The organism is Mesorhizobium sp. M0761 (assembly GCF_040320205.1).
In the GTDB taxonomy this organism is placed as follows: Bacteria; Pseudomonadota; Alphaproteobacteria; order Rhizobiales; family Rhizobiaceae; genus Mesorhizobium.
Window position 1 is genome coordinate 323,433 of sequence record NZ_JAMYPF010000005.1, and the last position, 26,665, is coordinate 350,097.

Below are 26,665 nucleotides of genomic sequence, written 5' to 3' on the forward strand. Positions count from 1 at the left end.
ATCAGTTGCCCCAAGTCAGGATACGGCGCGCACATTGTCGCGCTGTTCGGCGAAGCGGTTGGCCGGCCGAGCCAGGCCGAAACGGTCACGCAGCGTCCCCGGCGCATATTCGGTGGGGAATACGCCGCGGCGCTGCAGTTCCGGCACGACCTGCTCGGCAAAATTCACCCAATCCTCCGGGAGCAGCGGGAACATCAGGTTGAAGCCGTCGGCGGCACCTGCCTCGAACCAGTCCTGCAGCTGATCGGCGATCTGGTTGGGCGTGCCGACGACGGTCGGCACCGAACCGCTGTTGGCGAGCTTGCGAGCGATCTCGCGCAGAGTGAGGTTCTGCTTCGACCATTCCTTGACGCGATTGAGCGAGGTGCGGCCGCCATTGAAGGTGCTCTCGTCCGGCAGCGGCGGCAGCGGGCCGTCCGGCGGATATACGGAGAGATCGACGCCGCTCCAGCTCGAGAGAAGGTCGATGCCGACCCGATCGGGAAGCAAGCTCTGCAGATACTCCTGCCGCTCGCGTCCCTCCGCTTCGGAAGCTGCGACGATCGGCAGGATGCCCGGCAGAATCTTGAAGCTCTCGGGCTTGCGGCCATAACGGGCGAGGCGCTCGTCGATGTCCTGCCTATATTTGGTGCCGTCTTCCTTGGTGCTGTAGATGGCAAAGTGCGCATCGGCGTGCGCGGTAGCGAAATTCTTGCCGTCTTCGGACGAGCCGGCCTGGACGATCAGCGGATGGCCCTGCGGCGGGCGCGAGACATTGAGCGGTCCGCGCACCTTGAAGTGCGGGCCCTTGTGGTTGATCGCATGGACCTTGTCGGGATCGGCGAAATAGCCCGATGCCTTGTCGATAAGCAGAGCTTCGTCTTCCCAGCTGTCCCACAGTGCCTTGACGATATCGAGGAATTCGGTGGCGCGCTCATAGCGAAAGGCGTGCTCGATATTGCCGTCGCGGCCGAAATTGCGGGCCTCCTCGTCCATGGCCGACGTCACCACATTCCAAGACGCCCTGCCCTTGCTGATATGGTCGAGCGAGGCAAACATGCGGGCGACATTGTAGGGCTCGCTGTAGGAGCTTGAGGCGGTGGTGATGAGGCCGATATGCCTGGTCACGCCGGCAAGCGCCGACAACAGCGTCAGCGGTTCCAAGCGGGCATTGGCGTAATGGGCTACGCCGCTCTGTACGGAATCCCAGATCGCGACATGGTCGGCGACGAAGATCGTATCGATCCTGGCGCGCTCGGCAGACTGGACGAGATCGCGGTAGAAGTCGAAGTCGAGCACTTCGCGGCCCGGCGCGCGCGGATGGCGCCACGACATGCGATGATCGCCCTGCGGATTGAAGAAAAACGCGCTGAGGATCATGTGGTCGCGTGCCATGCCGGTCTCCTTGCAGAACTGCTTCAGGCGACCGTCGCGATGCCTCGACCGGCTGCGACAATCTCTCCTGAGCGGTGAAAGGTAGATTGCGCTCCAGCTTAATTCGAGTAATTTTATAGAGATTGTGCGGCGCGAAAGCGGAAGCGATTGCCCTCGAAGACCGCGCCGAAAGAAAGTGGTTTCAGCAAGACATGTCGTCATCGGTTCTGAACGTCGAGCAGCTCACCGTCGCCTATGATGAACGCCGGGGATCGCATCCGGCCGTCAACGGCGTGTCGCTCACCATCGGCGAAGGCGAAGCGCTCGGCCTTGTCGGCGAGTCCGGCTCGGGCAAAAGCTCGGTGGCACTCGCTATTCTGCGCTATCTGCCGAATAACGCCCGGATCGCCGCGTCGGCGCTCGAGTTCCAGGGCCGCGAGATCCGCAATCTCTCCGGCGAACAGCTGCGCCGGCTAAGGGGCGATCGCATCGCGGCCGTCTACCAGCATCCGGGTGCGGCGCTCAATCCGGCCATGACGATTGGCCGGCAGATCACCGAGACGATCATGCGGCATCGCCCGGTTCGGCAGGACGAAGCACGCACCCGCGCCGCCGAGCTGCTCGGCCGCGTCAGGGTGAGCAATCCGGAGCGGGTGCTCGATCTCTATCCGCACGAATTGTCGGGCGGCATGCAGCAGCGCGCCAACATCGCGATTGCCATTGCGCTCGACCCGTCGCTGCTGGTGCTGGACGAGCCGACGACGGCGCTTGACGCCAGCGTCCAGTCCGAGATCGTCGCCATCCTGCAGGACTTGCGCCGCGATCACCAAACCAGCGTTCTGCTGATCAGCCATGACATCAACATGGTCCGCCGGGCCTGCGATCGGGTGGCCGTGATGCAGTCGGGGACGGTGGTCGAAAGCGGCATCGCCAACGATGTCTTCGAGAACCCTGTTCACGCGTACACCAAGGCGCTGATCGCCTCGATCCCGGCGCTCAACTTCACCAAGCGCGACGGCAGGCTGGCCGAGATGCACACAACCGGCCCGTCGAAGCCTGTCCGCAGCGATCAACCGGAAGCCGCACGTCCGATCGCCGTCGCCTGCAAAGGCATCAGCCACGCCTTCGGCTCCCAGGCCGTCCTGCACGATATCGACCTGGAGATAGCCCAGGGCGAGACGTTCGGGCTGATCGGCGAATCCGGCTCCGGCAAGTCGACATTGGCAAGGATCGTGACTGGCCTCCAGACGCCGGACGCTGGGTCGGTCGAGCTGTTCGGCAGCACTGTCGCGCCGCGCGTCGAGAAAAGAAGCCTGAGCGAACGGCGCGACGTGCAGATGGTGTTCCAGTCACCCGACCGCACGCTCAATCCGCGCCAGCGGATCGGCAGGATCCTCGGCCGTCCGCTGCGGCGGCTCGCCGGCTTTAGCCGCAGCGAGGTGAAGCAGCGTGTCGGCGATCTCCTGGCCTCGGTTCGTCTTGCCGCTACGACCGTCGACCAGAAGCCGAGATCGCTGTCTGGTGGCCAGCGCCAACGGGCGGCGATTGCGCGCGCCTTTGCCGGCGTGCCGAAGCTCGTGGTGTTGGACGAGCCGACCTCTGCGCTCGACGTTTCCGTGCAGGCGACCGTGCTCAATTTGCTCAACGACCTGCAGCGCGACAAGGACACCACCTATCTGTTCATCAGCCACGACCTCAGGGTGGTGCGCTATATGGCCGACAGGATCGGCGTGCTCTATCGCGGCCGGCTGGTCGAGACGGGATCATCCGAGCAGATTTTCCGTGGCCCCAACCACCCCTACACGAAGCTGCTTCTGGCCGCGTCCTCGGATGAGACGGCGCCGAGGGCTCCGGCTCAGCTCCACGCCGCGGCACACGATGCCGAGACCTCCGGATGCTCCTTTGCCGCCCGCTGTCCTGTCGCGCTGCCCGATTGCCGAAAGGCGCAACCACCCGTCAGGCAGGCCGGCGACGGTCATCTGATCGCCTGCTGGAGAGACGCAAGCAGTCTCTGATTGCGAAGCGGGCAACTGACAAGCCTTCCTTCGAGGAGATGTCCCCCGGCCGATGCGGCCGGAGGACAGGCTTGGGAGGCGCCTGACGTCGGCTGGAAATTTCCGGCGATGGTTTTGACCAGCGTCGATTTGCCGGCACCATTGTCGCCCGTCAGGCCGAGAACCTGGCCCTCATTGATGTCGAGCGAGACGTTGTCCAGCGCGCGAACGGCACCGAAATCCTTCACGATGTGTTCGAGACGCGCTAGAACCGGCATCGCATCCTCCCATGCAAATTTGTAAGTTTCTGATACAAATCATCGTTTGAAACTTGGGTCAATGGGCTTGGGATGCTGAATATTTGTTGCAATGCACCCAACCTTGGGTCTTTCAAACCGCCTAGAAATTCTATTAGTATGTCAATCAAACAAATTGTGGAGAACGACGTGCTGGTGTCGACCGATCTTCGGCCGAACGAAACGCGGGCACTTGCGGCGCTGTTTCGTGCCGGCGCGTCGAGCCGAGCGGCGCTCGCACGCGATCTCGGCCTGACCCGGTCGACCACCGGCGCCCTGGTGCTGGGGCTGACGGAAGCCGGTCTGGCGCGCGAGCGGTCGGATGGAGCGGATGACGAGCAGGATAGCGAGGGTCGGGTCGGCCGTCCCGGTATCCTGGTCGTGATCGACGGCAATGGCGGCTTCTTCCTTGGCGCTTATATCGGCGTCAACTGGATCGCAGTCGTAACTGTCGACCTTGCCGGCGCGCGGCGTGCGAGCGCCTCTAGGGCATTTGCCGGCCCCGGTAGCACGCCCGAAGCCGCGGTCGACATCATCGGGGAACTCGTCGCCGAGATCCGCTCACAATTGCCTGCGGGCACGCGCCCCTACGGGCTCAATGTCGCCGTGCCCGGCTTCCCCGCCGCCGACGGGATTTCATACCATGCCACCATCCTTGGCTGGCACGGGGTCAATCTGGCGGAGCTTTTGCGCACTGCCTTTGGCGCGGACTTTCCAATCCTCCTGGAAAACGATGCCAATGCCGTGGCAGTGGCCGAGACATACCGGTCGCGGCCAGGAAAGGACGACGAGGATGCTCTGGTCATCCTGATCGAGAACGGCGTTGGCGGCGGCATCATCAATGCCGGCAGGCTGCATCGCGGCCGGCTCGGCGGCGCCGGCGAAATCGGTCATCTTCGCATTGGCGACGAAGGTTTTGTCTTCGACGCGAAGCGCCCGGGGCGGCTGGAATCCTATGTCGGCAAGGATGCGTTGCTGGCTCGCTATTTGCACATAAGCGGACTGCGCGCCGGCCTGCATGAGTTTGTGGCGGCATTGGCCGATGGCGATCCGGCAGCCGTTGCCACCGCGCGCGACTGGGCGCTCTGGTTCGGTCGCGGGCTGGCGACACTTGCCTGCACCTTGCAGCCGGAGCGCATCATCCTCTCCGGCTCGGTCAATGCTGTCTATCCCTTTGTCGCCAAACAGGTGGAAGCTTTCCTCTCGGACTTCCTGGCTGAAGGTTATCCGGTTCCCACAGTCGAACTGTCGCGCGTCGGCGCCGACGGTCCGGCATTGGGCGCTGCCTGTCTGCTGCATCAGGCAGCTTTGTCGGGCGATCCGCAATTTCAACTTCGCGGCCTCGCCGCGCGCTAATCAGGAGAGATTCCATGCCTCGCAAAGACGAAAAGCGGCTGCGTGTCGGCGTGCTCGGCTGCGGTCCGATTGCCCAGGCGGCGCATTTCGAATCTTGCACCAAGGCACGCAATGCCGATCTCTATGCCATCTGCGATGTCGCCGACGATCTGCGCAACAGGATGGCCGCGACCTACGCGCCTGAAAAATCCTATGCCGACTACGGCCTGATGCTGGCCGATCCCGATCTCGATGCCGTCATCATCGCGACATCGGACATTTTTCACGTCAAGGCCGCGGAACTGGCGCTCGATGCCGGCAAGCATGTGCTTTGCGAAAAGCCGCTGGGCGTTTCGGTCGAGGAGGTCGAAGGCTTGCGGGCCACGCTCGACAAGAGCGGCAAGGTGCTTCAGGTCGGCCATATGAAGCGCTTCGATCCCGGCATCCAGGCGGCCAAGGCTTTCGTCGACGACGAAATGGGCGAGCGGCTGGCGTTCAAGGGCTGGTACTGCGACAGCACCCACCGCTACCCGATGACCGATGCGGTGCAACCGCTGATCATCACCAGCGCCAAGGCGCGCAAGCCTGCCGTCAATCCCAAGGCGGATCTGCGCCAATACTACATGCTGGCGCATGGCAGCCATCTCCTTGATACGGCGCGCCATCTGCACAGGCCGATCGAGGCGGTGGAGGCCCGGCTCACCGAGCGCTATGGCGCCTATTGCTGGTTCATCACCACCATCTTCGCCGACGGCACGATCGGCCATCTCGACCTGACGGTCGCCGTGCGCATGGACTGGCACGAAGGGTTCCAGATCTACGGCGAGAATGGCAGCGTTCTCGCGAAGACCTATAACCCCTGGTACTACAAGAGCAGCGAGGTCGACATTTTCCGCGAGGCCGATGGCAGTTGGCACCGGACGCTTGGCGCGGATGGCCACTTCTATCGCCGGCAGCTCGAAGGCTTTGCCGATGTCGTACTGAATGGCGCGCCGATGATCGGCGCCGGCATCGAGGACGGCATCGCCTCGGTCAGGGGCATGGCGGCCATCGCCCGCTCGGCCGCTGCCGGCGGCCGCGCCGTCCGTCTGGCCGATGTCGACGGGGTCGTGTGATGCAGCTTGGGATTTTCGCCAAGACCTTCGCCACCACCGGCGCCTTGCCGGTGCTGCGCGCGGTCGCGGACGGCGGCTACACGGCGGCGCAGTTCAACATGGCGTGCCTTGGACTGCCGTCGATGCCGGACAGCATTGAGCTCGGCGCGGCCCGGTCCGTCGCTGAGGCGAGCGGCGAGGCCGGCGTTTCGATCGCGGCGGTTTCGGGAACCTACAACATGATCCACCCGGATCGCACGGTTCGCATCCAGGGACTCGCCCGGCTTGAGGTCCTGGCCGCGTCATGCGCCGATATGGGCACCCGTCTGATTACGCTGTGCACCGGCACAAGGGATGCGCAGGATCAGTGGCGCTGGCATCCCGACAATGCAAGCGAGGCGGCATGGAGCGATCTGCGGACGGAGATGGAAGCGGCGATCGCGATTGCCGAGCGCTTCGACATCGAGCTTGGCATCGAACCGGAACTGGCCAATGTCCTCTCCAGCGCCCGGGCCGCACGCCGCCTGCTGGACGAAATGAACAGCACGCGGCTGCGCATCGTGCTCGACCCGGCCAATCTGTTCGAAGTGGCCGACAGCGCGGAGCGTCATCGCCTCATCGGCGAAGCCATCGATCTGCTGGCCGCCGAGATCGGCATGGCCCATGCCAAGGACCGCCATGCCGATGGCAGTTTTGCCGCAGCCGGAAAGGGCGTGGTCGACTTCCCACATTTCATCGGCCGCCTGAAGGCTGCCGGGTTCGACGGCCCCTTGATCACACATGGCCTGACAGAGGCCGAGGCGCCAGGTGTCGGCGCCTTTCTGCGCACCGTACTGGAAGAGAGCGAGCTCGCGTGAAAGAGACCTTCAGCCGCGATGGCGTCGATCTTGCCTACCGGGACGTCGGCGCCGGGCTTCCCGTCATCTTTCAGCACGGCCTAGGCGGCGACGACGCGCAGGTCGCCGACGTGTTTCCCGATCTGCCGGTGACCCGGCGGGTGACGCTCGAATGCCGGGGCCATGGCGGATCCAGCTACGGGCCGGTCGAGCGGCTTTCGGTTGCGACGTTTGCCGAAGACGTCGAAGCGCTGGCCGACGCTCTCGGCATCGGCTCGGCCGTCGTCGGCGGCATCTCGATGGGTGCCGCACTGGCGCTGCGCCTGGCGGTGCACAAGCCGGCTCGTGTGCGGGCGCTGGTGCTCGCCCGACCAGCCTGGGTGTCAGAGCCTGCACCCGCCAATATGAGGCCCTATGCCGTGGTCGGCGATCTCCTGATGCGCCATTCGCCTGACGCCAGGCGTCTGTTCGATGACAGCGCAGTTGCCGCAGAGCTAGCGAGGCTGGCGCCGGACAATCTCGCCAGCCTGCAAGGCTTCTTCAATCGCCCGGACCCGGTTCTGTTCGGTAGGTTGCTGGTGGCGATCGCGGGCGATGGTCCGGGCGTGAGCGAGGCGGACATCCGCGCTATCGCGGTGCCGACTCTTGTCATCGGCCATGACCATGACCTCGTCCATCGACTGGACGACGCACAGACGCTGGCCGGGCTCATCCCGTCGGCCCGGCTTTGCACCATCACAGCCAAATCGCAGGATCGCGCCGCCTACCGGCGGGAATTCCGCGCCTGTCTTTCGGAGTTCCTGGAAGCGCTGGCATGACGCATCAAACGATGGACGACACGATCGCCGTGGTCGAGATCGGCGGCACGTCGGTCAAGGTTGGCTTTGCCGACCACGGCATCCCGGTGGATTTTGCCCGCACCTACCCGACCGCGCAACTGCGCCAGGGCGCGCCTGTGGCGGGGTTGGCCGATGCGGTCACCGCAGCCTGCCGCGATGTCGGGCTCAAACCTGCACGGGTCGTTGCGACGGTGCCTGGGTTCATCGACCGCGACTTCGACACGGTGCTGCACACGGCCAACATTCCCGAGCTGAACGGCATCCGGCTGGGTACGGAACTGGCATCGCGGCTCCGCGTTCCCGTGCGGCTCGAACGCGACGTCGTGCTGCAATTGCTGGGTGAAAGCGTCGCCGGCGCAGTGAAGCGGCAAAAGGAGGTGCTGGCGGTCTATCTCGGCACCGGCATCGGTGCGGCCTATCTCGGCAAGGACGGCATTTTCAGGGGTGGCGGCTGGGCGCTCGAGATCGGCCACATGCCGATCTACCGGCCCGACGAAAGCGGTCCGCCAAACCGGGTCGAGACCTATGCCTCAGGGGCAACGCTCGTCGAACTCGCGACAGACTACGATATCCCGGTGGCCGATCTGTTTTCGGCGGCCGGGCAGCCGCCATCGCTGCGCGAATGGCTCGACGAAATCGTCTGGCAGCAGGCGGTGGCCGTCGCAACCGCAGCCGCCCTGTTTTCCCCGCAGACGATCCTGATCGGCGGCGGTATCGTCGACATGAAGTCCTATCCCCGCCAGACGCTCAAGCAGCGCATCGCGGACAGCCTGCCGCATTCGCTTGTTGTAGAGCCTCTGGACATACGCTGGGCGGCCCTGGGCTGGCAGGCGGCGATCCATGGCGCGGTGCTGCTCGGCGCGGTGTGATCGCCGTGATTGCTGTCGGCGAAGGATTACTTGATCGTCTTGCCGTCCGCCCCAAACCGGTATGTCTTACCCGGCTCGGGCGTTGCATACAGCGTCGCACCGGGCTCGGCGTCGTAGACACCGAAAATGCGCACCGTGATCAGCCCGGCCTTTTCGCAGTCGAGATAGAGGTTGGTGTCGGCGCCGAGATGTTCGGCGTGCACTACCGTTCCCTTCCAGGCACCGGACCTTGGATCCACGGTCAGATGCTCCGGCCGCACGCCGATCGTCTTGGCCGTCTCGCCCAATCTGGCGCCGTCGATGAAATTCATCTTCGGCGAGCCGATAAAGCCGGCGACGAACTCGTTTGCCGGCGAATTGTAAAGCTCCATCGGGCCGCCGATCTGCTCGATCTGGCCGGCGTTGAGCACGACGATCTTGTCGGCCAGCGTCATTGCCTCGACCTGATCATGGGTGACGTAGATCATCGTTGCCTTCAGCCGGCGATGCAGCTGCGCGATCTCCAGTCGCGTGTTGACGCGAAGCGCAGCGTCGAGGTTCGAAAGCGGCTCGTCGAAGAGAAACAGTTTCGGCTCACGCACCACGGCGCGGCCGATGGCGACGCGCTGGCGCTGGCCGCCCGACAGTTCCGCCGGCCGCCGCTCGAGATACGGTTCCAGCGACAGCATCGACGAGGCGACGCCGATGCGGCGTTCGATCTCCGGGGCGGGCGTGCCGGCCTGCTTGAGGCCGAGGCCCATATTGTTCTTCACCGTCAGATGCGGGTAGAGCGCGTACGTCTGGAACACCATGGCAATGCCGCGTTTTGCCGGGGGCGTGGCCGAGACATCGGCGCCGTCGATCACCACGCTGCCGGAGGTCGAATCCTCCAGCCCGGCTATGACCCTGAGCAAGGTTGACTTGCCGCAGCCAGATGGGCCGACGAAGACGACGAATTCGCCGTCGGTCACTTCGAGGTTGATGCCTTTCAGCACCTCGACCGGCCCGAAGGCCTTCTTCACATTCTCGATTACCAGCGAGCCCACGGCTTCGTCCTTGTTCTAGAGTTTGCCCTACTAGAGCTTAACTGGGGCGCCGCTGCGCACGCTCTCATCGGCGGCAAGGCAGACGGCGAGCGATTTCACCGCGTCGTCCATGTGGCGGGTCAGGTCGATGTCTTCCCGGATCGCCTTCAGCACGAAGGCCTGTTCGAGGTCGCAGAGATCCTGGTGGCCGGGTTCGCCGTCCATCGACAGCATCTCATCCGGCCTAGCAAACTTGCCGTCCGCGCCGGTCGCTGCACTATGCAGGCGAATGGTCGAGGTCTTGGTGTGGGTGTCGATGTCGTCGGACTTCACACCCTCTTTCATGACGATCGACACGCAGCCATTGGGCGACATCACGTCCTTCACGAAGAACGCCGTTTCCGAAATCATCGGTCCCCAGGCAGCTTCGTACCAGCCGACCGAACCGTCATCGAACAGCACCTGCAGATGGCCGTAATTGTACATGGTCGGCGCGATTTCCTCGGTCAGCCGCAGCCCCATGCCGCGCACCTCGACCGGCTTGGCGTCGGTGATCTGCAGCATGACGTCGAGATAGTGCACGCCGCAATCGACGATCGGCGACGTCGTCTGCATCAACTGCTTGTGCGTCTGCCAGGTCGGGCCTGACGATTGCTGGTTGAGGTTCATGCGGAACACGTAAGGGCCACCGAGCTTGCGCGCCTCGGCGATCAGCCGGACCCAGGACGGGTGATGGCGCAGGATATAGCCAATCACCAGCTTTCTGCCATTGGCCTTGGCCGCGGCGACGACGCGCTTGGCGTCGGCGACCGTCGTTGCCAGCGGCTTTTCGACAAAGACATGGCAGCCGGCCTCGAATGCCTTCACCGCATAGTCGGCATGGCTGTCGGAATAGGTGGCGATGCAGACGACATCGGGTTTCTCGTCGCGCAACGCCTCGTCGAAGGAGCGCCTGATGCCATAGCCCGACAGCCCGTCCGGTAACGGCACGTCGGAGCGGTTGATCAGGGTCGCGATCTCGAAGCCCGGATTGTTATGATAGGCCAGCGCATGGCTGCGGCCCATATTGCCGAGACCGGCGACGACGACACGAAGGGGCGATTTAGAGGTCACCTAACTACTCCAGATGTTCCAGTTGTTCCTTCTGAGAGGGTGTCACCCCACCCGGCGCTTCGCGCCGACCTCCCCATCGAGGGGAGGTAGGACGTTGGCGCGAACACCTCGCTGCCAAAGAAGCTTCTCCGAAAGTCGCCCCTTGGCGGTTGTGAATGAAGCCACGACCTTTTACCTCCCCTTGATGGGGAGGTCGGCGCGCAGCGCCGGGTGGGGTGAAGGCTCCAGCAGAGATTTGTAGGGCTCCGCTCACTTGACGGCTCCGGATGTGATGCCGCGGATCAGCTGCCGCGAGAAGATGACGTAGAGGGTCAGCACCGGCATGATCGCCAGCGAGAGTGCGGCCAGGATGGCGTTCCAGTTGGTGACGAACTGGCCGAGGAACAACTGCGCGCCGAGCGTCACCGTCTTGGTCTCTTCCGACGGCGCCAGGATCAGCGGGAACCACAGATCGTTCCAGATCGGGATCATGGTGAAGACGGCGACCGTCGCCATCGACGGCCGCACCAGCGGCAGCACCAGCCGAAAGAAGATCGTGTATTCCGACAGCCCGTCGATACGGCCGGCATTCTTCAGATCGTCCGACACCTGCTTCATGAATTCCGACAGGATGAAGACGGCCAGCGGCAGCCCTTGCGCGGTGTAGACCAGGATCAGCGCCGTCAGCGTGTTGACCAGCCCGCTCGCCACCATCAATTGCAGGATGGCGACGGTGCCGAGCCGGATCGGGATCATGATGCCGAGCGCGAGGTAAAGCCCCATCAGCGTGTTGCCGCGGAAGCGGTATTCCGAGAGCGCGAACGCCGCCATCGCGCCGAACAGAAGCACGAAGAACAGCGAGGCGACGGTGACGACGAGGCTGTTCTGAAAATAGTGGATGAAGTCGCCCTGCCCGATCACGGTGGTATAGCCGATCAGGTCGAAGGTCTTTGGCGTCGGCGGCGTCAGCGGTTCGCTGAAGATGCCGGCGCGGGACTTGAACGAATTCATGATGACCAGGATCACCGGAAACAGCGCGATCGCCGTGTAGGTCAGCAGGATCGCGTGGGCGCCGATGGTGCGGGGCAGCGAACGAGTGGCGGTGCTCATTGGAAGGTCTCCTGACGAGCGATGACTGTTGAGGTCGGCACCAAGGCACCCCCCTCTGTCCTGCCGGACATCTCCCCCTCAAGGGGGAAGATTGGCAGCTTGAGGCTCGGCGCCTCTTCTCCAACGCTGGAGATTTGCGAAGCCAATGGTGCCATCCAATCTCCCCCCTTGAGGGGGAGATGGCCGGCAGGCCAGAGGGGGGTGTTTAGCCGTAACATGTCTGCCCTCTAAAACTGGTAGCGACGCAGGCGCGTCTGGACGAGGAACAGGTAGACGCAGACGCCGCCGAGGATGATCAGGAACATCATCGTGGCGATCGCCGCACCCATATTGGGATCGCCGGTCTGCAGCTGGAAGCCGAAGAAGGCGCGGTAGAGGAAAGTGCCCAGAATATCGGTCGAATAGTTCGGGCCGGCCAGCGCCCCTTGCGCGGTGTAGATCAGGTCGAAGGCGTTGAAATTGCCAACGAAGGTCAGGATCGAGATGATGCCGATCGAGGGCAGGATCAGCGGCAGCTTGATCTTCCAGAACTGCGACATGCCGGTGATGCCGTCACACTCGGCCGCCTCGATCACCTCTTCGGGGATCGACAGCAGCGCCGCATAGATCAGCATCATCGGAATGCCGACGAACTGCCAGACCGAGATCAGGCTGAGCGCGGTCAGGGCATATTGTTCTTTGCCGAGCCACGGCGTGAACAGGCTTTTCAGGCCGACCAGATCCATCAGATGCGGCGCCACGCCCCACAACGGCGACAGGATCAGTTTCCAGGCGAAACCGACGATGACGAAGGAGAGGATGGTCGGCACGAAGATCGCGGTGCGATAGAAGGCGGCGAATCTCAGCCTCGGGCTGGACAGCAATGCCGCCAGCATGACACCGATCGGGTTCTGCACCACCATGTGGATGATGAAGAACCAGGTATTGTTCCGCAGCGCGTTCCAGAAGCCGACCGACCAGTTGGGGTCGCCGAACAACGTACGGAAATTAGTGAAACCGACGAACACCTGATGCTGATCGACATTGCGGAACAGCGACAGCTGCAGCGTGCCGGCCAGCGGCAGGATCATGATCGCCGTATAGACCAGCAGCGCCGGCGCCAGAAAGACGCCGATATGCCAGCGGAACGGTCGTTTCGGTCGTGTTTGTGCGGCCATGAGTGCGGTCCCCGCCGATCAGGTTTAGCAATGCCTTCGACGGCAGCGCTGCCCCCTCACCCTTACCCTCTCCCCGTGAAGGACGGGGAGAGGGGGCGCCTGCGTTTCGGCTAATCCTTCTCCCGTCACTATACGGGGAGAAGGTGCCGGCAGGCGGATGAGGGGCGGCGCCGTCGTTCGCAGTCGATGATGCTGTCGAAAAACGCAGGGCCGTCCACTTGGGGCCCTGTCTGTTGTCTGAGCTCTTATTTGCCCGGCTTGTACCAGCTGTCGAGGCCGTCCTGCAGCTTCTTGGCGGCAGCTTCCGGCGTGTCGGTGCCATTGATCACGTTGGCCGATTCAACCCAGGTTTCGTTCTCGAGGTTCGGCGTGCCGCGCGACAGGATCTGGTAGGTCGAGCGGATCGTCGACTTGCACTTGTCGCGCCAGGAGACGAATTCCTGCGCCAGCGGGTCTTCCATCTTCACCGGGGTGGAATTTAGGCTGAAGAAGCCCGGCAGTGCGTTGGCGTAGATGGTGGCGAAGTCCGGCGAGGCGACCCAGGACAGGAAGGTCTTGGCCGCGTCGGCATTCTTCGACGCCGCATTCAGGCCCATGCCGATATCGGTATGGTCGGAGATGTAGCAGGTGTCGCCGGCCTTCTCGACCGGCGGCGGGAAGGCGCCCATCTTGAACTGCGCCTGGGTGTTGAACAGACCGATCTCCCACGATCCCGCCGGGTAGATGGCGGCGCGGCCAAGCGTGAACAGGTTCTGGCTGTCCGGATAGGTCTGGGCCTCGAAGCCGTCGCCGAGATAAGGCTTCCACTTGGCCAGTTCCTCATAGGGAGCAACCCAGTCCTTGTCGGTCAGCTTCTGGTCGCCCTTGATCAACGCTGCGCGGCCCTCTTCGCCCTTCCAGTAGTTCGGACCGATGTTCTGATAGCCCATGGTCGCGGCTTCCCAGAGGTCCTTGGTGCCCATGGCCATCGGGATGTAGGTGCCGTCGGCCTTGATCTTGTCGAGCGCGGCGAAGAACTCGTCACGCGTCGTCGGCACCTTGAGGCCGAGCTTGTCGAAGGCGTCCTTGTTGTAGATGAAGCCGTGAATGACCGAGGCCATCGGCACGCAGAAGCTCGCCTTGCCGTCGTCGGTCTGCCAGGCGGCCTTGGCAACGGGCGAAAAGTTTTCCATGCCGGGCAGCGCCGACAGGTCGGCAAGGTTGCCCTTCTTGAACAGTTCGAGCGACTTGTCGAACGGGCGGCAGGTGATCAGGTCGCCAGCCGAGCCGGCGGCGAGCTTGGCGCCGAGTGCGGCGTCATACTCGGTCGGCGCCGACGGTGCGAACACCACTTTGATGCCCGGGTTCTTGGCCTCAAAAGCCGGGATCAGCTTGTCCTTCCAGATGGCAAGGTCGTCGCCGCGCCAGCTTTCGATATTGAGCGTTACGTCATCGGCGTGAGCCAACCCGGCGGTGCCGAGAATGCTGGTGCCGAGAAGCAGTGCCGTCAGTAATTTCGTTGTCATGCTAGTCTCCCTGTTGACCTTTTTCAGGTTCGGTTTTGAGAACAGGGGCCTTCGCGCCCTTGTTCCCCTCGATCGCGGAAAGGGCTGGCCGCAGCTTCTGGCCGGTCCCTTCCAGTATCTTCTCGGCCGCAACGGCGTTGGCAGCGCCGGCGGCGAGCAGAATGGCTGTCTTGACGACGCCGCCGCTCGCTTCGAGCAGCCGCACGGCGTCTTGCCGGTCGCGGCCGCTGATAGCGGCGACGATGCGAGCCGCGCGGTCGCGCAGCTTGATGTTGTCGGCGGTGAGATTGACCATGTAGCCGTCATGGACATGGCCGAGATGAATGGCGGTAAGCGTCGACAGCATGTTGAGCGCGATCTTCTGGGCAGTGCCGGCGCCCATGCGCGTCGAGCCGGCAATCACCTCCGGTGGCGTCTCGAGCAGGATGGCGACGTCGGCCAGCCTGAGCAGGGGCGTGTCCTTGTTGTTGGCAATGGCGATGGTTGCCGCGCCCCGGCTGCGCGCATCCTTCAGCGCCTGCACCGCATAGGGCGTCGAGCCGCTGGCCGAAATCGTGATCAGGCAGTCGCCCTTGCCGATGCCGGCGCCGGCAATTGCCGTCGAGGCTTCGTCGGTGTCGTCTTCCGGTCCGCCGGCCAGGGTCTTGAAAGCGTCGTCGCCACCGGCGATGAGGATGGCGATGCGTTCGCGCTTGATGCCGAAGGTGCCGGGCAACTCCAGCGCGTCGGCCAGCGCCATCAGGCCGGAGCTGCCGGCCGCAGCATAGGCGAGCTTGCCGCCGCCGTTCAGCCGCCCGGCGATGATTTCGGCTGCGGCGGCGATGGCGGGAATGGCGTCGCGCACAGCCTTGGCGGCCTCGATCTGCGCATTGACCAAAGAAGAAAGGATGGCGTCCGGGGCCTGGATGTCCAGTCCCTCGGCATTGCTGTGAAGCGCTTCGGTGCGCGGTTCGGCCATCCCTGTCCCTCCGATGGAAGAACAATACCAAAAAAATACCACTTGTCCACACGCATTAACGAAATTGCGAACTGGAAAGCCTTGATCCGGCAAAATTCCCGGGTTTTTCAACCTGATACGCCTTAATCTTTTTGAAACGGAAATTAATCCCTTGGCTATTGGTATTTTATTGGTATTATCCGCCCGGAGGAGACATCGCGTGAAATTCGTGCTCGGTATCGACGGCGGCGGCACCAGCTGCAGGGCAGCCCTTGCGACAGGCGATGGCGTTGTCATTGGCCGTGCCAAAAGCGGCGCCGCCAACATCCGCACCGATCTCACCGGCGCTCGCACCCACATCGTCGAGGCTGCTCGTCAGGCCTTCATCGCCGCCGGGCAAGATCCGGACCTGATCCCGCAGACACCAGCCATTCTCGGCCTTGCCGGCGCCAATGTCGGCACCTACCGCCAGCAGCTTGAAGCAATCCTGCCGTTCAGCATCAGCCGCGTCGAGACGGACGCCGAGATCGCGCTCGAAGGGGCAGTCGGCTCTGGTGACGGCGCCATGGCCATCCTCGGCACCGGCACCGCCTATATGGCGCGCAAGGGCGGCAGGTCGCGCGCCATCGGCGGCTGGGGCTTTCAGGTCGGTGATCAAGGCAGCGGCGCCCGGATCGGCCGCGACCTGCTGGAGCAGACGCTGCTCGCCCATGACGGCGTCCGGCCGCGCTCAGCCCTGACCGACAGCATGATGGCCATTTTCCGCAACAATCCCGAAGACGTGGTCGAGTTCACCACCAATGCCAAGCCCGGCGATTTCGGCGGCTTCGCGCCCAAGGTTTTCGAGCATGCCGAGAAGGGCGACAGCGTCGCCAACTGGATCGTGGACAAGTCGGTTGCCGATGTCGAGGCGTCGCTCCACGCGCTCGACCTCTCTGATGACGCCCCGCTCTGCCTGCTCGGCGGGCTGGCGCCGCTCTATGGGCCGCGCCTTTCCCAGCGCTACCAGGCGCTGCTGAAATCGCCGCTCGACGATGCCCTGGGCGGCGCCGTGCAGATGGCGGCCCGCATCTTCGTCAAAGCGGAGGCGACGCGATGAGCGATGCCGCCGACCAGATCTTCGCCACGCTGAGGCAGTCGTCGCAGAGCGGCGCCCCGCTCTACCTGCAGCTCAGGAAAAGCATCGAGGACGCCGTCAATCGCGGCCTGATCGGGCCGGGCGATGCGCTGCCTTCCGAGCGCGACATCGCCACCAAGGCCGACATTTCGCGCGTCACCGTCCGCAAGGCGGTGCAGGACCTAGTCAAGGGCGGCATCCTCGTGCAGCGCCACGGCTCCGGCACCTTCGTGGCGCCGCGCATGGAGCGCGTCGAGCAGTCGCTGTCCAGGCTCACTTCATTCACCGAGGACATGGCAAGGCGCGGCATGGCGGTGCGTTCAGCCTGGCTCGACCGCGACCTCTACCCGCCCTCGCCCGACGAGATGATGGTGCTCGGCCTGTCCTCGAACGAGCTGGTGGCGCGCGTGGCGCGCCTGCGCATCGCAAACGACACGCCGCTGGCCATCGAGCGCGCCTCGTTGTCGGCCAGCGTGCTGCCGGATCCGGCCGGGATAGGCTCGTCACTCTATGCGGCGCTGCAACTGACCGGCAACCGGCCGGTGCGGGCGGTGCAGCGCATTTCCGCCGCCAATCTCGGCGACGCCGATGCGCGTCTGCTCGAAGTGCCATCCGGCATTGCCGGCCTGCACATCGAACGCATTTCCTATCTCGCGAGCGGCAAGGTGATCGAGTTCACCCGCTCCATCTACCGCGGCGACGCCTATGATTTCGTCGCCGAACTGCGCCTGACAGGGCCGAGCGAAGAGGGCCGACCATGATCCCCAAGACCACCCATATGCGGCGCGAGATCGACGAAATTCCGCAAGCCGTCGCGCGTCTGCTCGATGGCTCGGCGGCGGTGCTGACCGAGGCCGGACGCGGCATTCGCGAGCGCGATCCGAGCTTCGTCGTTACCGTCGCGCGCGGTTCGTCCGACCATGCCGCCACCTTCATGAAATATGCCGTCGAACTGACCGCCGGCCTGGCCGTGGCATCGGTCGGTCCGTCGATCGCCTCGATCTACGGCGCCAAGCTCAAGCTCGCCGGTTCCGCTTGCCTCGCCATCTCGCAATCCGGCAAGAGCCCTGACATCGTCACCATGGCCGAGACGGCACGGGCCGGCGGTGCGCTCACCGTCGCCATCACCAACACCGCCGATTCGCCGCTGGCGCGGGCTTCGGATTTTGCCATCGACATTCTGGCCGGCCCCGAGCGCAGCGTCGCGGCGACCAAGACATTCGTCAATTCGGCGGTCGCCGGCCTGGCGCTGATGGCGCATTGCACCGGCGACGACAGACTGCTGGCCGCCCTTGCCCGCCTGCCCGAGCATTTCAGCAAGGCGATCGCCTGCGACTGGATGGCGCTGGCCGGCGCATTGGAGACGCCGCAATCGCTGTTCATCCTCGGCCGTGGCCCGTCGGCAGCGATGGCCGACGAGGCGGCGCTGAAATTCAAGGAGACCTGCGGCATGCATGCCGAGGCCTACAGTGCAGCCGAAGTCATGCACGGCCCGCTGGCGCTGGTCGGGCCAGGCTTCCCGGTGCTGGCGCTCGCCGCCCGCGATGCCTCCGAGCCGTCCGTGGCAGAGGCTGCCGACAACCTTGCCGGCAAGGGTGCAGCAGTTTTTGTAACCTCGGACAAAGCCAAGAGCGCGGCGCGGCTGCCGCATGTCGCCACCGGTCATCCCTTGACCGATCCGCTGACGCTGATCGTCTCCTTCTACGGCTTCGTCGAAGCCTTCGCCCGCCATCGCGGCCTCGATCCGGACGTACCGCGCAATCTGCGCAAGGTGACGGAAACCGTATGAGCGACCGTTTTGCCCTGACTGGCGCCCGAATTTTCGATGGCGACGACTGGCATGATAAGGCCGCCCTTGTCGTGCACGGCGATGTGGTCGAAGGCATTCATCCCGTCGGCGCCATTCCGTCGGGCGTTGCCCGCATCGACGCCGGGGGCGGCATGCTGGTGCCGGGTTTTGTCGACCTGCAGGTCAATGGCGGCGGCGGCGTCATGCTCAACGACCATCCCGATGTCGCCTCGCTGGCAACAATCTGCCGGGCGCATGCGCCGTTCGGCACGACCGCACTGCTGCCGACGCTAATCACAGATACGCCTGACATCACCGCCGCGGCCATTGCCGCCGGCACCGAGGCGGCACGGCAAAAACTGCCGGGGTTTCTCGGCCTGCATCTCGAGGGACCGCATCTCTCCGTCGCCCGCAAGGGCGCGCATGAACCGGCGCTGATCCGGCCGATGACGGATGCGGATGAAGCGGCGCTGGTCGCGGCACGCAAAAACCTGCCGGTGCTGCTGACGACGATCGCGCCCGAATCCGTCGAGCCCGCCCGTGTTGCGGCTTTGGCCAAGGCCGGCATCGTCGTCAGCCTCGGCCATTCCGATACCGGCTATGCCACGGCCAGAGCCTTTGCCGACGCGGGCGCCAGCGTGGTCACACATCTGTTCAACGCCATGAGCCAGATCGGCAACCGTGAGCCGGGGCTGGCGGGTGCGGCCATCGACATAGGCAGTCTGTCGGCCGGGATCATTGCCGACGGCATCCATGTCGATCCCGCCACCATGGCAATCGCGCTGCGCGCCAAGCAGGGGCCGGGCAGGATCGTGCTGGTCACCGACGCCATGGCGACGATCGGCACCGACATGACGTCGTTCACCCTCAACGGCCGCATCATCTATCGCAAGGATGGCAGTCTGCGGCTGGCCGACGGCACGCTGGCCGGCGCCGATCTCGATATGATCTCGGCCGTCCGCTACATGCACAGGATCGTCGGGCTGGACCTGTCGGAAGCGTTGCGCATGGCCTCGCTCTATCCGGCGCAGGCGGTCGGCCAGGCCCACCGGCTCGGCCGCTTCGCCAGTGGCACGGCTGCCGATATCGTCGCTCTGTCGGACAACCTCGACGTCAACGGCGTCTGGATCGGCGGCGACAAGGTTTTTGCAGGCGCGGACAGTCCGCGCTAAAGTCCACTTATGCATGATGTCGACTGCGTTGTCGCCGGAGCCGGTGTTGTCGGCCTCGCCATTGCCCGCGCGCTGGCGCTGTCGAGCCGCGAGGTGCTGGTGGTCGAGAAGGCCGCAGCCATCGGCACCGGCACCAGTTCGCGCAATTCGGAAGTCATCCATGCCGGGCTTCATTATACGCCGGGCAGCCTGAAGGCCCGTCTCTGCGTCAACGGCCGCGAGCGTCTCTATGCCTATTGCCGCGAGCACGACGTCGCCCATCATCGCACCGGCAAACTGATCGTTGCCGTCGAACCCGACCAGTTGGACAAACTGCAGGCGATCCAGATCAACGCGGCGCAATGCGGAGTCGGTGACCTCAAGCTTTTGACGCGCGCAGAGGCCGAAAGCCTGGAACCGGCGCTGAGCTGCGCCGGCGCGCTGCTGTCGCCGTCAACCGGCATCGTCGACAGCCAGGCGCTGATGCTGTCATTGCGTGGAGACGCGGAAGCGGCCGGCGCATCTTTCGCCTTGCTCACCGTTGTCTCAGGCGCGAGCATCGAAGCCGACGGCATCCGGATCGACACGCGCGACGCCGATGGCGAGGGTTTCACCTTGAAGACCGGCGCCTTCATCAACGCCGCCGGCCTCGACGCGCAGGCGCTCGCCGGCCGCATCGAAGGCCTCCCGCAAGACCGTGTTCCGCCGCTGTGGCTGGCGCGCGGCAATTATTTCGCGCTTTCCGGCCGCTCGCCCTTTTCGCGGCTGATCTATCCGGTGCCGGTCCATGGCGGCCTCGGCGTGCATCTGACCCTCGACATGTCGGGGAGCGCGCGCTTTGGCCCGGATGTCGAATGGATCGATCGCGTCGACTATACCGTCGATCCCGCACGAGGCGCTGCCTTCTACGACGAAATCAGGCGCTACTGGTCCGGCCTGGCGGACGGCGCCCTGCAACCGGCCTATGCCGGCGTCAGGCCGAAACTGTCCGGTCCGGGCCAGCCGGCCGCCGACTTCGTCATCCAGGGACCGGCTGACCACGGGGGCGGTCAGATCGTCAATCTGTTCGGCATCGAGAGCCCTGGCCTTACCGCCAGCCTCGCCATCGCAGAACATGTCGTTGGGCTTTTATATCCGCAATGACGGGCGTTCCTGAAACGTCGGGCAGGCGCATACCATGAAACCTTTTGATATGGAGGTCGTTGTCGGGGCATATGTCCGAGGCAAAACCCAAATCGAAACCGGCCGATGGTGTCGGAGCGCGCGATGCCACGAAGTCGCGTCGGGAAAAGCCGTCACGGCAAACGCGCGGAGATGGACCGCGCGAGGACACGCCGCGCGAGAAAAAAGCATCGGCCGCCGAAGCCACGTCCGAGCCCGTTGGCGAGGCTGCGCCGCCGCCGGATGCCGTCGAACCCGATCCCAAGCTGACGCCTGAGCAGGCCGAGCAGGCGCGCAAGAAATATCTGCTGCGGCGTTTCTGGATCAGCGGGCGCGGCTATTGGGGGAGGCATGGCGACAAGCTCGCCTGGCCTTTGACGATCGGAGTGCTGCTGCTGATCTGCATCAACATCGGTTTCCAGTATGGCATCAATGTCTGGAACCGCTCGATGTTCGATGCCCTCGAGCAGCGCAACGCCCGCACGGTCTATCTCCTCAGCGCCGTATTCGTGCCGCTGGTGATCTGCAGCGGCAGCCTTGTCGTCGCGCAGGTCTACCTGCGCATGACGATCCAGCGCCGCTGGCGTTCCTGGCTGACCACCGGGGTCGTCGCGCGCTGGCTGGCAAACGGCCGCTACTACCAGCTGAACCTCGTGGGCGGCGACCACCAGAACCCCGAGGCCCGCATGACCGAGGATCTGCGCATCGCCACCGAGTCGCCGGTCGATTTCACCGCCGGCGTCCTCAACGCGTTCCTGTCGGCCTCGACCTTTATCGTCGTGCTGTGGACCATCGGTGGCGCGCTCACCCTGCCGGTCGGCGGTGAGAGCATCACCATTCCCGGCTTTCTGGTCATCACCGCGATCATCTATGCCGCCATCACCTCGACCTCGATGGTGGTCATCGGCCGCGACTTCGTCCAGCTCTCCGAGCGGAAGAACCAGGCGGAGGCCGAACTGCGCTACACGCTGACGCGCGTGCGCGAAAACGGCGAAAGCATCGCCTTGCTGGGAGGCGAGGACGAGGAGCGCAGCGGCATCGACAGGAATTTCGGCCATGTGCTGAGGCAATGGGCGCTGCTGACCGGACAGCACATGCGCACGGCGGCGGTGTCGCAGGGATCGAGCCTGTTTGCGCCGGTCGTGCCGATCCTTTTGTGCGCGCCAAAATTCCTCGAAGGCTCGATGACGCTTGGCGAGGTGATGCAGGCGGCGTCTGCCTTTGGCATCGTGCAAGGCGCGTTCGGCTGGCTGGTCGACAACTATCCGCGCCTCGCCGACTGGAACGCCTCCGCGCGGCGCATTGCCTCGCTGATGATGTCGCTCGACGGGCTCGAGCGCGCCGAGCAGAGCGATGCGCTCGGACGCATCAACCGGGGCGAAGCGGAAGACGGCGCCATCCTCAGCCTCGACAATCTTTCCGTGACACTCGACGACGGCACCTCCGTGGTCAAGGAAACCGAGGTCGTGATCGAGCCGGGCGAGCGGGTGCTGGTTTCAGGCGAATCCGGTTCAGGCAAGTCGACGCTGGTGCGGGCCGTCGCGGGCCTGTGGCCATGGGGCGGCGGCAGCGTCAATTTCCACACCGACAGGCGCCTGTTCATGCTGCCGCAACGCCCCTACATCCCTTCCGGAACGCTTCGCCGCGCGGTCGCCTATCCCGCGGCGGCGGACAAGTGGACCATCAAGCAAATCAAGGCTGCCCTCGACAAGGTGGGGCTTGGCTATCTCACCGGCAGGATCAAGGAAGAGGCGCCATGGGACCAGACGCTGTCGGGCGGCGAAAAGCAACGCCTCGCCTTCGCGCGCCTGCTGCTGCATCGCCCCGATATCGTGGTGCTGGATGAAGCGACTTCGGCGCTCGACGAGAAGAGCCAGGACACGATGATGTTGACGGTGATCCGCGAACTGCCTGACGTCACCATCATCAGCGTGGCGCATCGTGCGGAGCTCGAAGCCTTCCATAGCCGCAAGATCACCCTGGAGCGGCGGGAGGGCGGCGCCAAGCTCGTCAGCGACGTCGACCTCATCCCGCGCAAGCGCAAACGCAGCCTGCTGAACCGCGCTTTGTGGGGTTCCAGCACTCGGGTGAAAAAGCCGCGCAGGTAAAAGGCGCCACTGCCGAACCGCGAACAGAGATGTCCAGGCGAAGCGCTTGGGCAAAGACATTAGCCGGCTATGGATTAGCCGTAGAGACCCTTGTAGGTCTCGCGCAGCAGGTTCTTCTGCACCTTGCCCATCGTGTTGCGCGGGAGCTCGTCGACGAAGATCACCTGCTTCGGATGCTTGTATTTGGCCAGCTGGTCGGCAATGGCGCCAACGATCTCGGCCCCGGTGATCTGCGATGCCGGCGCACGCACCACGACAGCGGTGACGCCTTCGCCGAAATCGGGATGGGCAATTCCGATGACGGCACTTTCCAAGACGCCGGCAACCGCGTCGATCTCGCTCTCGATCTCCTTGGGATAGATGTTGTAGCCGCCGGAGATAATGAGATCCTTGCCGCGGCCGACGATGTGGACGTAGCCGTCCGCGTCGATGATGCCGAGGTCGCCGGTGATGAAGAAGCCGTCCTTGCGAAACTCCGCCTTGGTTTTTTCCGGCATGCGCCAATAGCCGGAAAAGACATTCGGACCTTTGACCTCGATCATGCCGACTTCACCCTGGCCAAGCGCATCGCCGCTGTCAGGGTCGGCGATGCGCAGCGAAACGCCGGGCAGCGGGAAACCGACCGTGCCGGCCCGACGCTCGCCCTCATAGGGGTTCGACGTGTTCATATTGGTCTCGGTCATGCCGTAGCGCTCGAGAATGTCGTGGCCGGTGCGCTCGCGCCAGGCCTTGTGCGTTTCGGCGAGCAGCGGCGCCGAGCCGGAAACGAACAGGCGGATGTTCTTCGCCGCCTGGACATCCAGCCCGTCCTGCTGCAGGAGCCTTGTATAGAAGGTCGGCACGCCCATCAGCACTGTCGCGCGCGGCAAGAGCGAGACGATGCGGGCGCCGTCGAACTTCTGCTCGAACAGCATCGAGGCGCCGGCCATCAGGGTGACGTTGGTGGCGACGAACAGGCCATGCGTGTGGAAGATCGGCAGGGCATGGATCAGCACGTCATCCCCGGTGAAACGCCATTGCTCGACCAGCATGCGCGCATTGGAGGCCAGGTTTTCGTGGCTGAGCATGGCGCCCTTGGAGCGTCCGGTGGTGCCCGATGTGTAAAGGATTGCGGCCAGATCGTCCGGCCCGCGCGCCACGGCGTCGAAATCCGTGGGCTGTTGTGCCGCCAGTTCGGTCAGCGAGCCCTCACCATTGCTGCCAAGCGTGACGGTGGCAGCACCCGACGCCTGCGCCAACGGCGCGATAGCGCCGGCGCGGGCCGGGTCGCAGACGACCAGCCGCGGCTCGGCATCACCGAAGAAATAGCCGAGTTCGGCCAGCGTGTAGGCGGTGTTGAGAGGCAGGAAGACCGCGCCGGCGCGCAGGCAGGCGAGGTAAAGGAAAATGCATTCAGGGCTTTTTTCGACCTGCACGGCAACGCGGTCGCCCGGCTCGACGCCGAAATGCCTCAGCGCATGTGCCAGCTGTGCCGATTGCGCCAGCATGTCGCCATAGGCGATCGCGCGTCCGTCATCGGTCGCCATCAGGATGCGCTCGGAGGCTGAAATCCGGCTGCGGAACGCGTCGAACAGGTGATTGGTCATGCGCATTCCCTAGAGATGATGCCGAAAAGTGTGAAGCGGTTTTCGGAGGACATCATGCTCTATCCCTTTGATTTAGAGCCGGATGGCCTTGGAACAAAGGAAACGATTTCGCCTCCGTCCGGCAAAAACGTGAAATCGGGTTTGCCGCCGATCAGATGAAGGCAAGCGGACTTGGATAACGGGCGATTTTGGATAGCGGGCGGATTTTGGATAGCGGACCGGAAGCGCTTCTATCTGCGGCTGCGCAGCGCCTTGGTGGCGCTCACGCGTGGATCGCCGCTGTCGTTGAAGCGCTCCATGCACATGGCTGCCGTCAGACGGTAGTGGCTGAGGAGGGCTTCAACGGCGCCATCGGCATCGCCATCCACCGTGCGCTCCGCAATTAGCCGATGTTCACTGATTTCGTCGCGCTCGCTGCCGTCCTGGGAGATCAGCCGGTAGCGGGAGGCCTGATCCGAAAGCTGGTCGCAAAAGCCGGTCAGCCAATGCGAGCGGCAGCCTGCGATCAGTGCCCGATGGAAGGCGCGGTGCAGCTTTTCCCATTCCGGATTGTTCGAGGACGGATCCTCCGGCAAGCGGCGCGGGGCACGCGCCAGGCGATGCAAGGCCAGCACGAGCTGCTCTTCCCATTCACCGGTGCGGTTGGCAATGGATTCACGCAGCGCCCGCTCTTCCAGCCAGCAGCGGGTGCGCGTCAATTCCTCGAGTTCCGGGGCACTGACCGGCATGATGAAAAAACCGCGCTGGTCGTGGCGGCCGAGCAGGCCTTCCGAAGCAAGTCGGTTGAGGGCCTCGCGAACCGGTGAGGCGCCGGCGCCGTAACGGGAAACCACCCATTCGACACGAAGCTTGCTTTCACTTTCAAACACGCCGCGCAGGAGATCGTCGCGAAGCTGTTGATAGACCGTACTAGCGAGTGTGCTCTTGGGTCCCGCGCCTTCGCTCACATCGGCAGATCCGTAGGTCAATATGACTCCTGTAGCTCTCCCATGCTCCGCTAGCCCGTTCGCGAAGCAAACGATTTCCCCTGGAAAGTTACTGTAACTCCTAAGGCATCCGCCCCTCAAGCGAAAGATCACGATATTCGACTTAAAGAGGAAGGTTGACCGCATCTTATCCGCCGGAAGTAACTAAAATCGTGAAAAACTTGTTCTTCTGAAGAAAGTTTGTCTCCCTGCATGGCAGGCGCCCTCGAGAAACAGCTTCGAGATCCCGAATACGGATAATTTTTTCTTAACGCGCGTCATGCCGCCGGATTGACCTCTCCCCGCATGCAGATCCCTTCGGCAGTTATCCACTAGATTTATGGGCTAAAACTAGTGCCGGATGCCGCGATCCTGTCGCTTGCCGCGATGCCCTTGCGGCTGCCACCCGTTGACGGCCTTTTGGGAGATCGAAGGATCAGGCAGGGAGATCAGGCCGAGGAGAATCGACCAGCCGGGAACTTGCCCTGGAACTGATGTCAGCCGGCAGCCCGGTCGGCCGCGGTTCGGATGGCTTCTATATTGGCCCGGTAGGCTTCGACGCTGCCGCCCTTGAAGATGGCGGCGCCCGCCACCAGCACATCGGCGCCGGCTGATGTGACCAGGGGGGCGGTTTCCGGCGACACGCCGCCGTCGATCTCGATGCGAATCGGCCGGTTGCCGATCAGCGCTTTCACCCGCTTGACCTTGTCGACCATGGCCGGGATGAAGGCCTGGCCGCCAAAGCCCGGATTGACGGTCATGATCAGGATCAGGTCGAGCCGCTCGAGCACATATTCGATCGCACTTTCCGGCGTCGCCGGATTAAGCGATACGCCGGCCTTCTTGCCGAGACACTTGATGGTCTGAAGCGAGCGGTCGAGATGCGGTCCGGCCTCGGCATGCACGGTCATGCCGTCGCAGCCGGCATCGGCAAAGGCGGCCAGATAAGGATCGGCCGGCGCAATCATCAGATGGCAGTCGAAGAAGGCCTTGGTGCGGTTGCGGATGGCCTTGATCACCGGCGGGCCGAAGGTGATGTTGGGCACGAAATGCCCGTCCATCACGTCGAGATGGATCCAGTCGGCGCCGGCCGCCGTCACCGCCTCGACCTCGTCGCCGAGCTTCGAAAAATCCGACGCCAGCACCGATGGCGCGATCAGGGTCTTCCTGCTCATGATGCGGCCCCTTTGGGCGCCCTGTTTGCGGGCGCGATCCAAACGTCTGCCTAGACCATGATCCCGAAAAGGGAAAGTCGGTATTTGTTGTGCTAGGAGCGGCCCGGCTGATGCCTTACCTGCTCGGCCTCGCTTCCGGTTATGGCCCAATTGGCGAAAACAGAAAGGAGAGCTCAGACGGGAAAGACCGTC

The 26,665-nt window shown here is 64.0% G+C and carries 22 protein-coding genes and 1 pseudogene; 12 read left to right on the top strand and 11 right to left on the bottom strand.

Features of this window, described 5'->3' with window-relative positions; translation table 11 throughout:
* Positions 1-15: 15 nt before the first annotated feature.
* Positions 16-1,374: an LLM class flavin-dependent oxidoreductase gene (locus NKI32_RS11240; RefSeq protein ID WP_023703591.1), complete on the bottom strand. Its 1,359-nt coding sequence runs from the start codon at positions 1,372-1,374 to the stop codon at positions 16-18.
* Between the two features lie 191 nt (positions 1,375-1,565).
* Here NKI32_RS11240 and NKI32_RS11245 point away from each other — a divergent pair, with 191 nt between their 5' ends.
* A complete protein-coding gene (locus NKI32_RS11245; RefSeq protein ID WP_353002626.1) occupies positions 1,566-3,368 on the top strand; it encodes a dipeptide ABC transporter ATP-binding protein in 1,803 nt (600 codons plus the stop codon).
* Between the two features lie 77 nt (positions 3,369-3,445).
* Here the strand turns inward: NKI32_RS11245 and NKI32_RS11250 are convergent.
* Positions 3,446-3,625 (bottom strand): annotated as a pseudogene (locus NKI32_RS11250) (ATP-binding cassette domain-containing protein); the annotation flags it as partial.
* Positions 3,626-3,763: 138 nt separating this feature from the next.
* Between NKI32_RS11250 and NKI32_RS11255 the strand changes: the two are divergent.
* The 5 genes from NKI32_RS11255 to NKI32_RS11275 are packed head-to-tail and all read left to right on the top strand — an operon-like array spanning position 3,764 to position 8,616.
* Entirely contained in the window at positions 3,764-4,999 is a 1,236-nt protein-coding gene (locus NKI32_RS11255) for an ROK family transcriptional regulator (RefSeq protein WP_353002628.1), read from the top strand.
* 14 nt (positions 5,000-5,013) lie between these two features.
* Complete coding sequence (locus NKI32_RS11260) at positions 5,014-6,093, top strand: Gfo/Idh/MocA family protein (protein WP_353002630.1); 1,080 nt, start codon at positions 5,014-5,016, stop codon at positions 6,091-6,093.
* Positions 6,093-6,929 (top strand): sugar phosphate isomerase/epimerase family protein, encoded by an 837-nt coding sequence (locus NKI32_RS11265; protein WP_023725883.1) that lies wholly within the window; start codon positions 6,093-6,095, stop codon positions 6,927-6,929. Before NKI32_RS11260 ends, NKI32_RS11265 begins: the two co-directional genes overlap by 1 nt.
* Positions 6,926-7,726: an alpha/beta fold hydrolase gene (locus NKI32_RS11270; protein WP_353002631.1), complete on the top strand. Its 801-nt coding sequence runs from the start codon at positions 6,926-6,928 to the stop codon at positions 7,724-7,726. The genes NKI32_RS11265 and NKI32_RS11270 overlap by 4 nt, the downstream gene beginning before the upstream one ends.
* A complete protein-coding gene (locus NKI32_RS11275) occupies positions 7,723-8,616 on the top strand; it encodes an ROK family protein (protein WP_352461833.1) in 894 nt (297 codons plus the stop codon). The genes NKI32_RS11270 and NKI32_RS11275 overlap by 4 nt, the downstream gene beginning before the upstream one ends.
* Positions 8,617-8,642: 26 nt before the next feature.
* Here the strand turns inward: NKI32_RS11275 and NKI32_RS11280 are convergent, their stop codons facing one another.
* From NKI32_RS11280 to NKI32_RS11305, 6 genes are all read right to left on the bottom strand, one after another.
* On the bottom strand, positions 8,643-9,641 hold the full coding sequence (locus NKI32_RS11280; RefSeq protein WP_353002632.1) for an ABC transporter ATP-binding protein: 999 nt from the start codon (positions 9,639-9,641) through the stop codon (positions 8,643-8,645).
* Between the two features lie 30 nt (positions 9,642-9,671).
* Entirely contained in the window at positions 9,672-10,733 is a 1,062-nt protein-coding gene (locus NKI32_RS11285) for a Gfo/Idh/MocA family protein (RefSeq protein ID WP_353002633.1), read from the bottom strand.
* Between the two features lie 249 nt (positions 10,734-10,982).
* A complete protein-coding gene (locus NKI32_RS11290; protein ID WP_023668842.1) occupies positions 10,983-11,822 on the bottom strand; it encodes a carbohydrate ABC transporter permease in 840 nt (279 codons plus the stop codon).
* 227 nt (positions 11,823-12,049) lie between these two features.
* Positions 12,050-12,979: a carbohydrate ABC transporter permease gene (locus NKI32_RS11295; protein WP_023696936.1), complete on the bottom strand. Its 930-nt coding sequence runs from the start codon at positions 12,977-12,979 to the stop codon at positions 12,050-12,052.
* Positions 12,980-13,224: 245 nt separating this feature from the next.
* Positions 13,225-14,484 (bottom strand): ABC transporter substrate-binding protein, encoded by a 1,260-nt coding sequence (locus NKI32_RS11300; RefSeq protein WP_023668844.1) that lies wholly within the window; start codon positions 14,482-14,484, stop codon positions 13,225-13,227.
* Between the two features lies 1 nt (position 14,485).
* Entirely contained in the window at positions 14,486-15,442 is a 957-nt protein-coding gene (locus NKI32_RS11305) for an N-acetylmuramic acid 6-phosphate etherase (protein WP_023694233.1), read from the bottom strand.
* A gap of 199 nt (positions 15,443-15,641) precedes the next feature.
* On the opposite strand from NKI32_RS11305, the gene NKI32_RS11310 reads away from it, so the two are divergent.
* From NKI32_RS11310 to NKI32_RS11335, 6 genes are all read left to right on the top strand, one after another.
* Entirely contained in the window at positions 15,642-16,520 is an 879-nt protein-coding gene (locus NKI32_RS11310; protein ID WP_353002635.1) for a glucosamine kinase nucleotide-binding domain-containing protein, read from the top strand.
* Positions 16,517-17,299, top strand: a complete 783-nt coding sequence (locus NKI32_RS11315) for a GntR family transcriptional regulator (RefSeq protein ID WP_023668847.1) — start codon at positions 16,517-16,519, stop codon at positions 17,297-17,299. The genes NKI32_RS11310 and NKI32_RS11315 overlap by 4 nt, the downstream gene beginning before the upstream one ends.
* Positions 17,296-18,327 (top strand): SIS domain-containing protein, encoded by a 1,032-nt coding sequence (locus NKI32_RS11320; RefSeq protein WP_023694234.1) that lies wholly within the window; start codon positions 17,296-17,298, stop codon positions 18,325-18,327. Before NKI32_RS11315 ends, NKI32_RS11320 begins: the two co-directional genes overlap by 4 nt.
* The gene (gene nagA / locus NKI32_RS11325; protein WP_353002636.1) at positions 18,324-19,499 is read left to right on the top strand and encodes an N-acetylglucosamine-6-phosphate deacetylase; all 1,176 of its coding nucleotides are present in this window, start codon (positions 18,324-18,326) and stop codon (positions 19,497-19,499) included. The genes NKI32_RS11320 and nagA overlap by 4 nt, the downstream gene beginning before the upstream one ends.
* Positions 19,500-19,508: 9 nt before the next feature.
* Positions 19,509-20,621, top strand: a complete 1,113-nt coding sequence (locus NKI32_RS11330) for an NAD(P)/FAD-dependent oxidoreductase (RefSeq protein ID WP_352447207.1) — start codon at positions 19,509-19,511, stop codon at positions 20,619-20,621.
* 71 nt (positions 20,622-20,692) lie between these two features.
* Positions 20,693-22,747 (top strand): ABC transporter ATP-binding protein/permease, encoded by a 2,055-nt coding sequence (locus NKI32_RS11335; RefSeq protein WP_023752420.1) that lies wholly within the window; start codon positions 20,693-20,695, stop codon positions 22,745-22,747.
* Between the two features lie 74 nt (positions 22,748-22,821).
* Here NKI32_RS11335 and NKI32_RS11340 read toward each other — a convergent pair whose 3' ends face one another.
* From NKI32_RS11340 to rpe, 3 genes are all read right to left on the bottom strand, one after another.
* Entirely contained in the window at positions 22,822-24,333 is a 1,512-nt protein-coding gene (locus NKI32_RS11340; RefSeq protein ID WP_353002637.1) for a malonate--CoA ligase, read from the bottom strand.
* Between the two features lie 230 nt (positions 24,334-24,563).
* On the bottom strand, positions 24,564-25,301 hold the full coding sequence (locus NKI32_RS11345) for a GntR family transcriptional regulator (RefSeq protein WP_023668851.1): 738 nt from the start codon (positions 25,299-25,301) through the stop codon (positions 24,564-24,566).
* A gap of 494 nt (positions 25,302-25,795) precedes the next feature.
* Complete coding sequence (rpe, locus tag NKI32_RS11350; protein ID WP_353002638.1) at positions 25,796-26,473, bottom strand: ribulose-phosphate 3-epimerase; 678 nt, start codon at positions 26,471-26,473, stop codon at positions 25,796-25,798.
* Between the last annotated feature and the right edge of the window lie 192 nt (positions 26,474-26,665).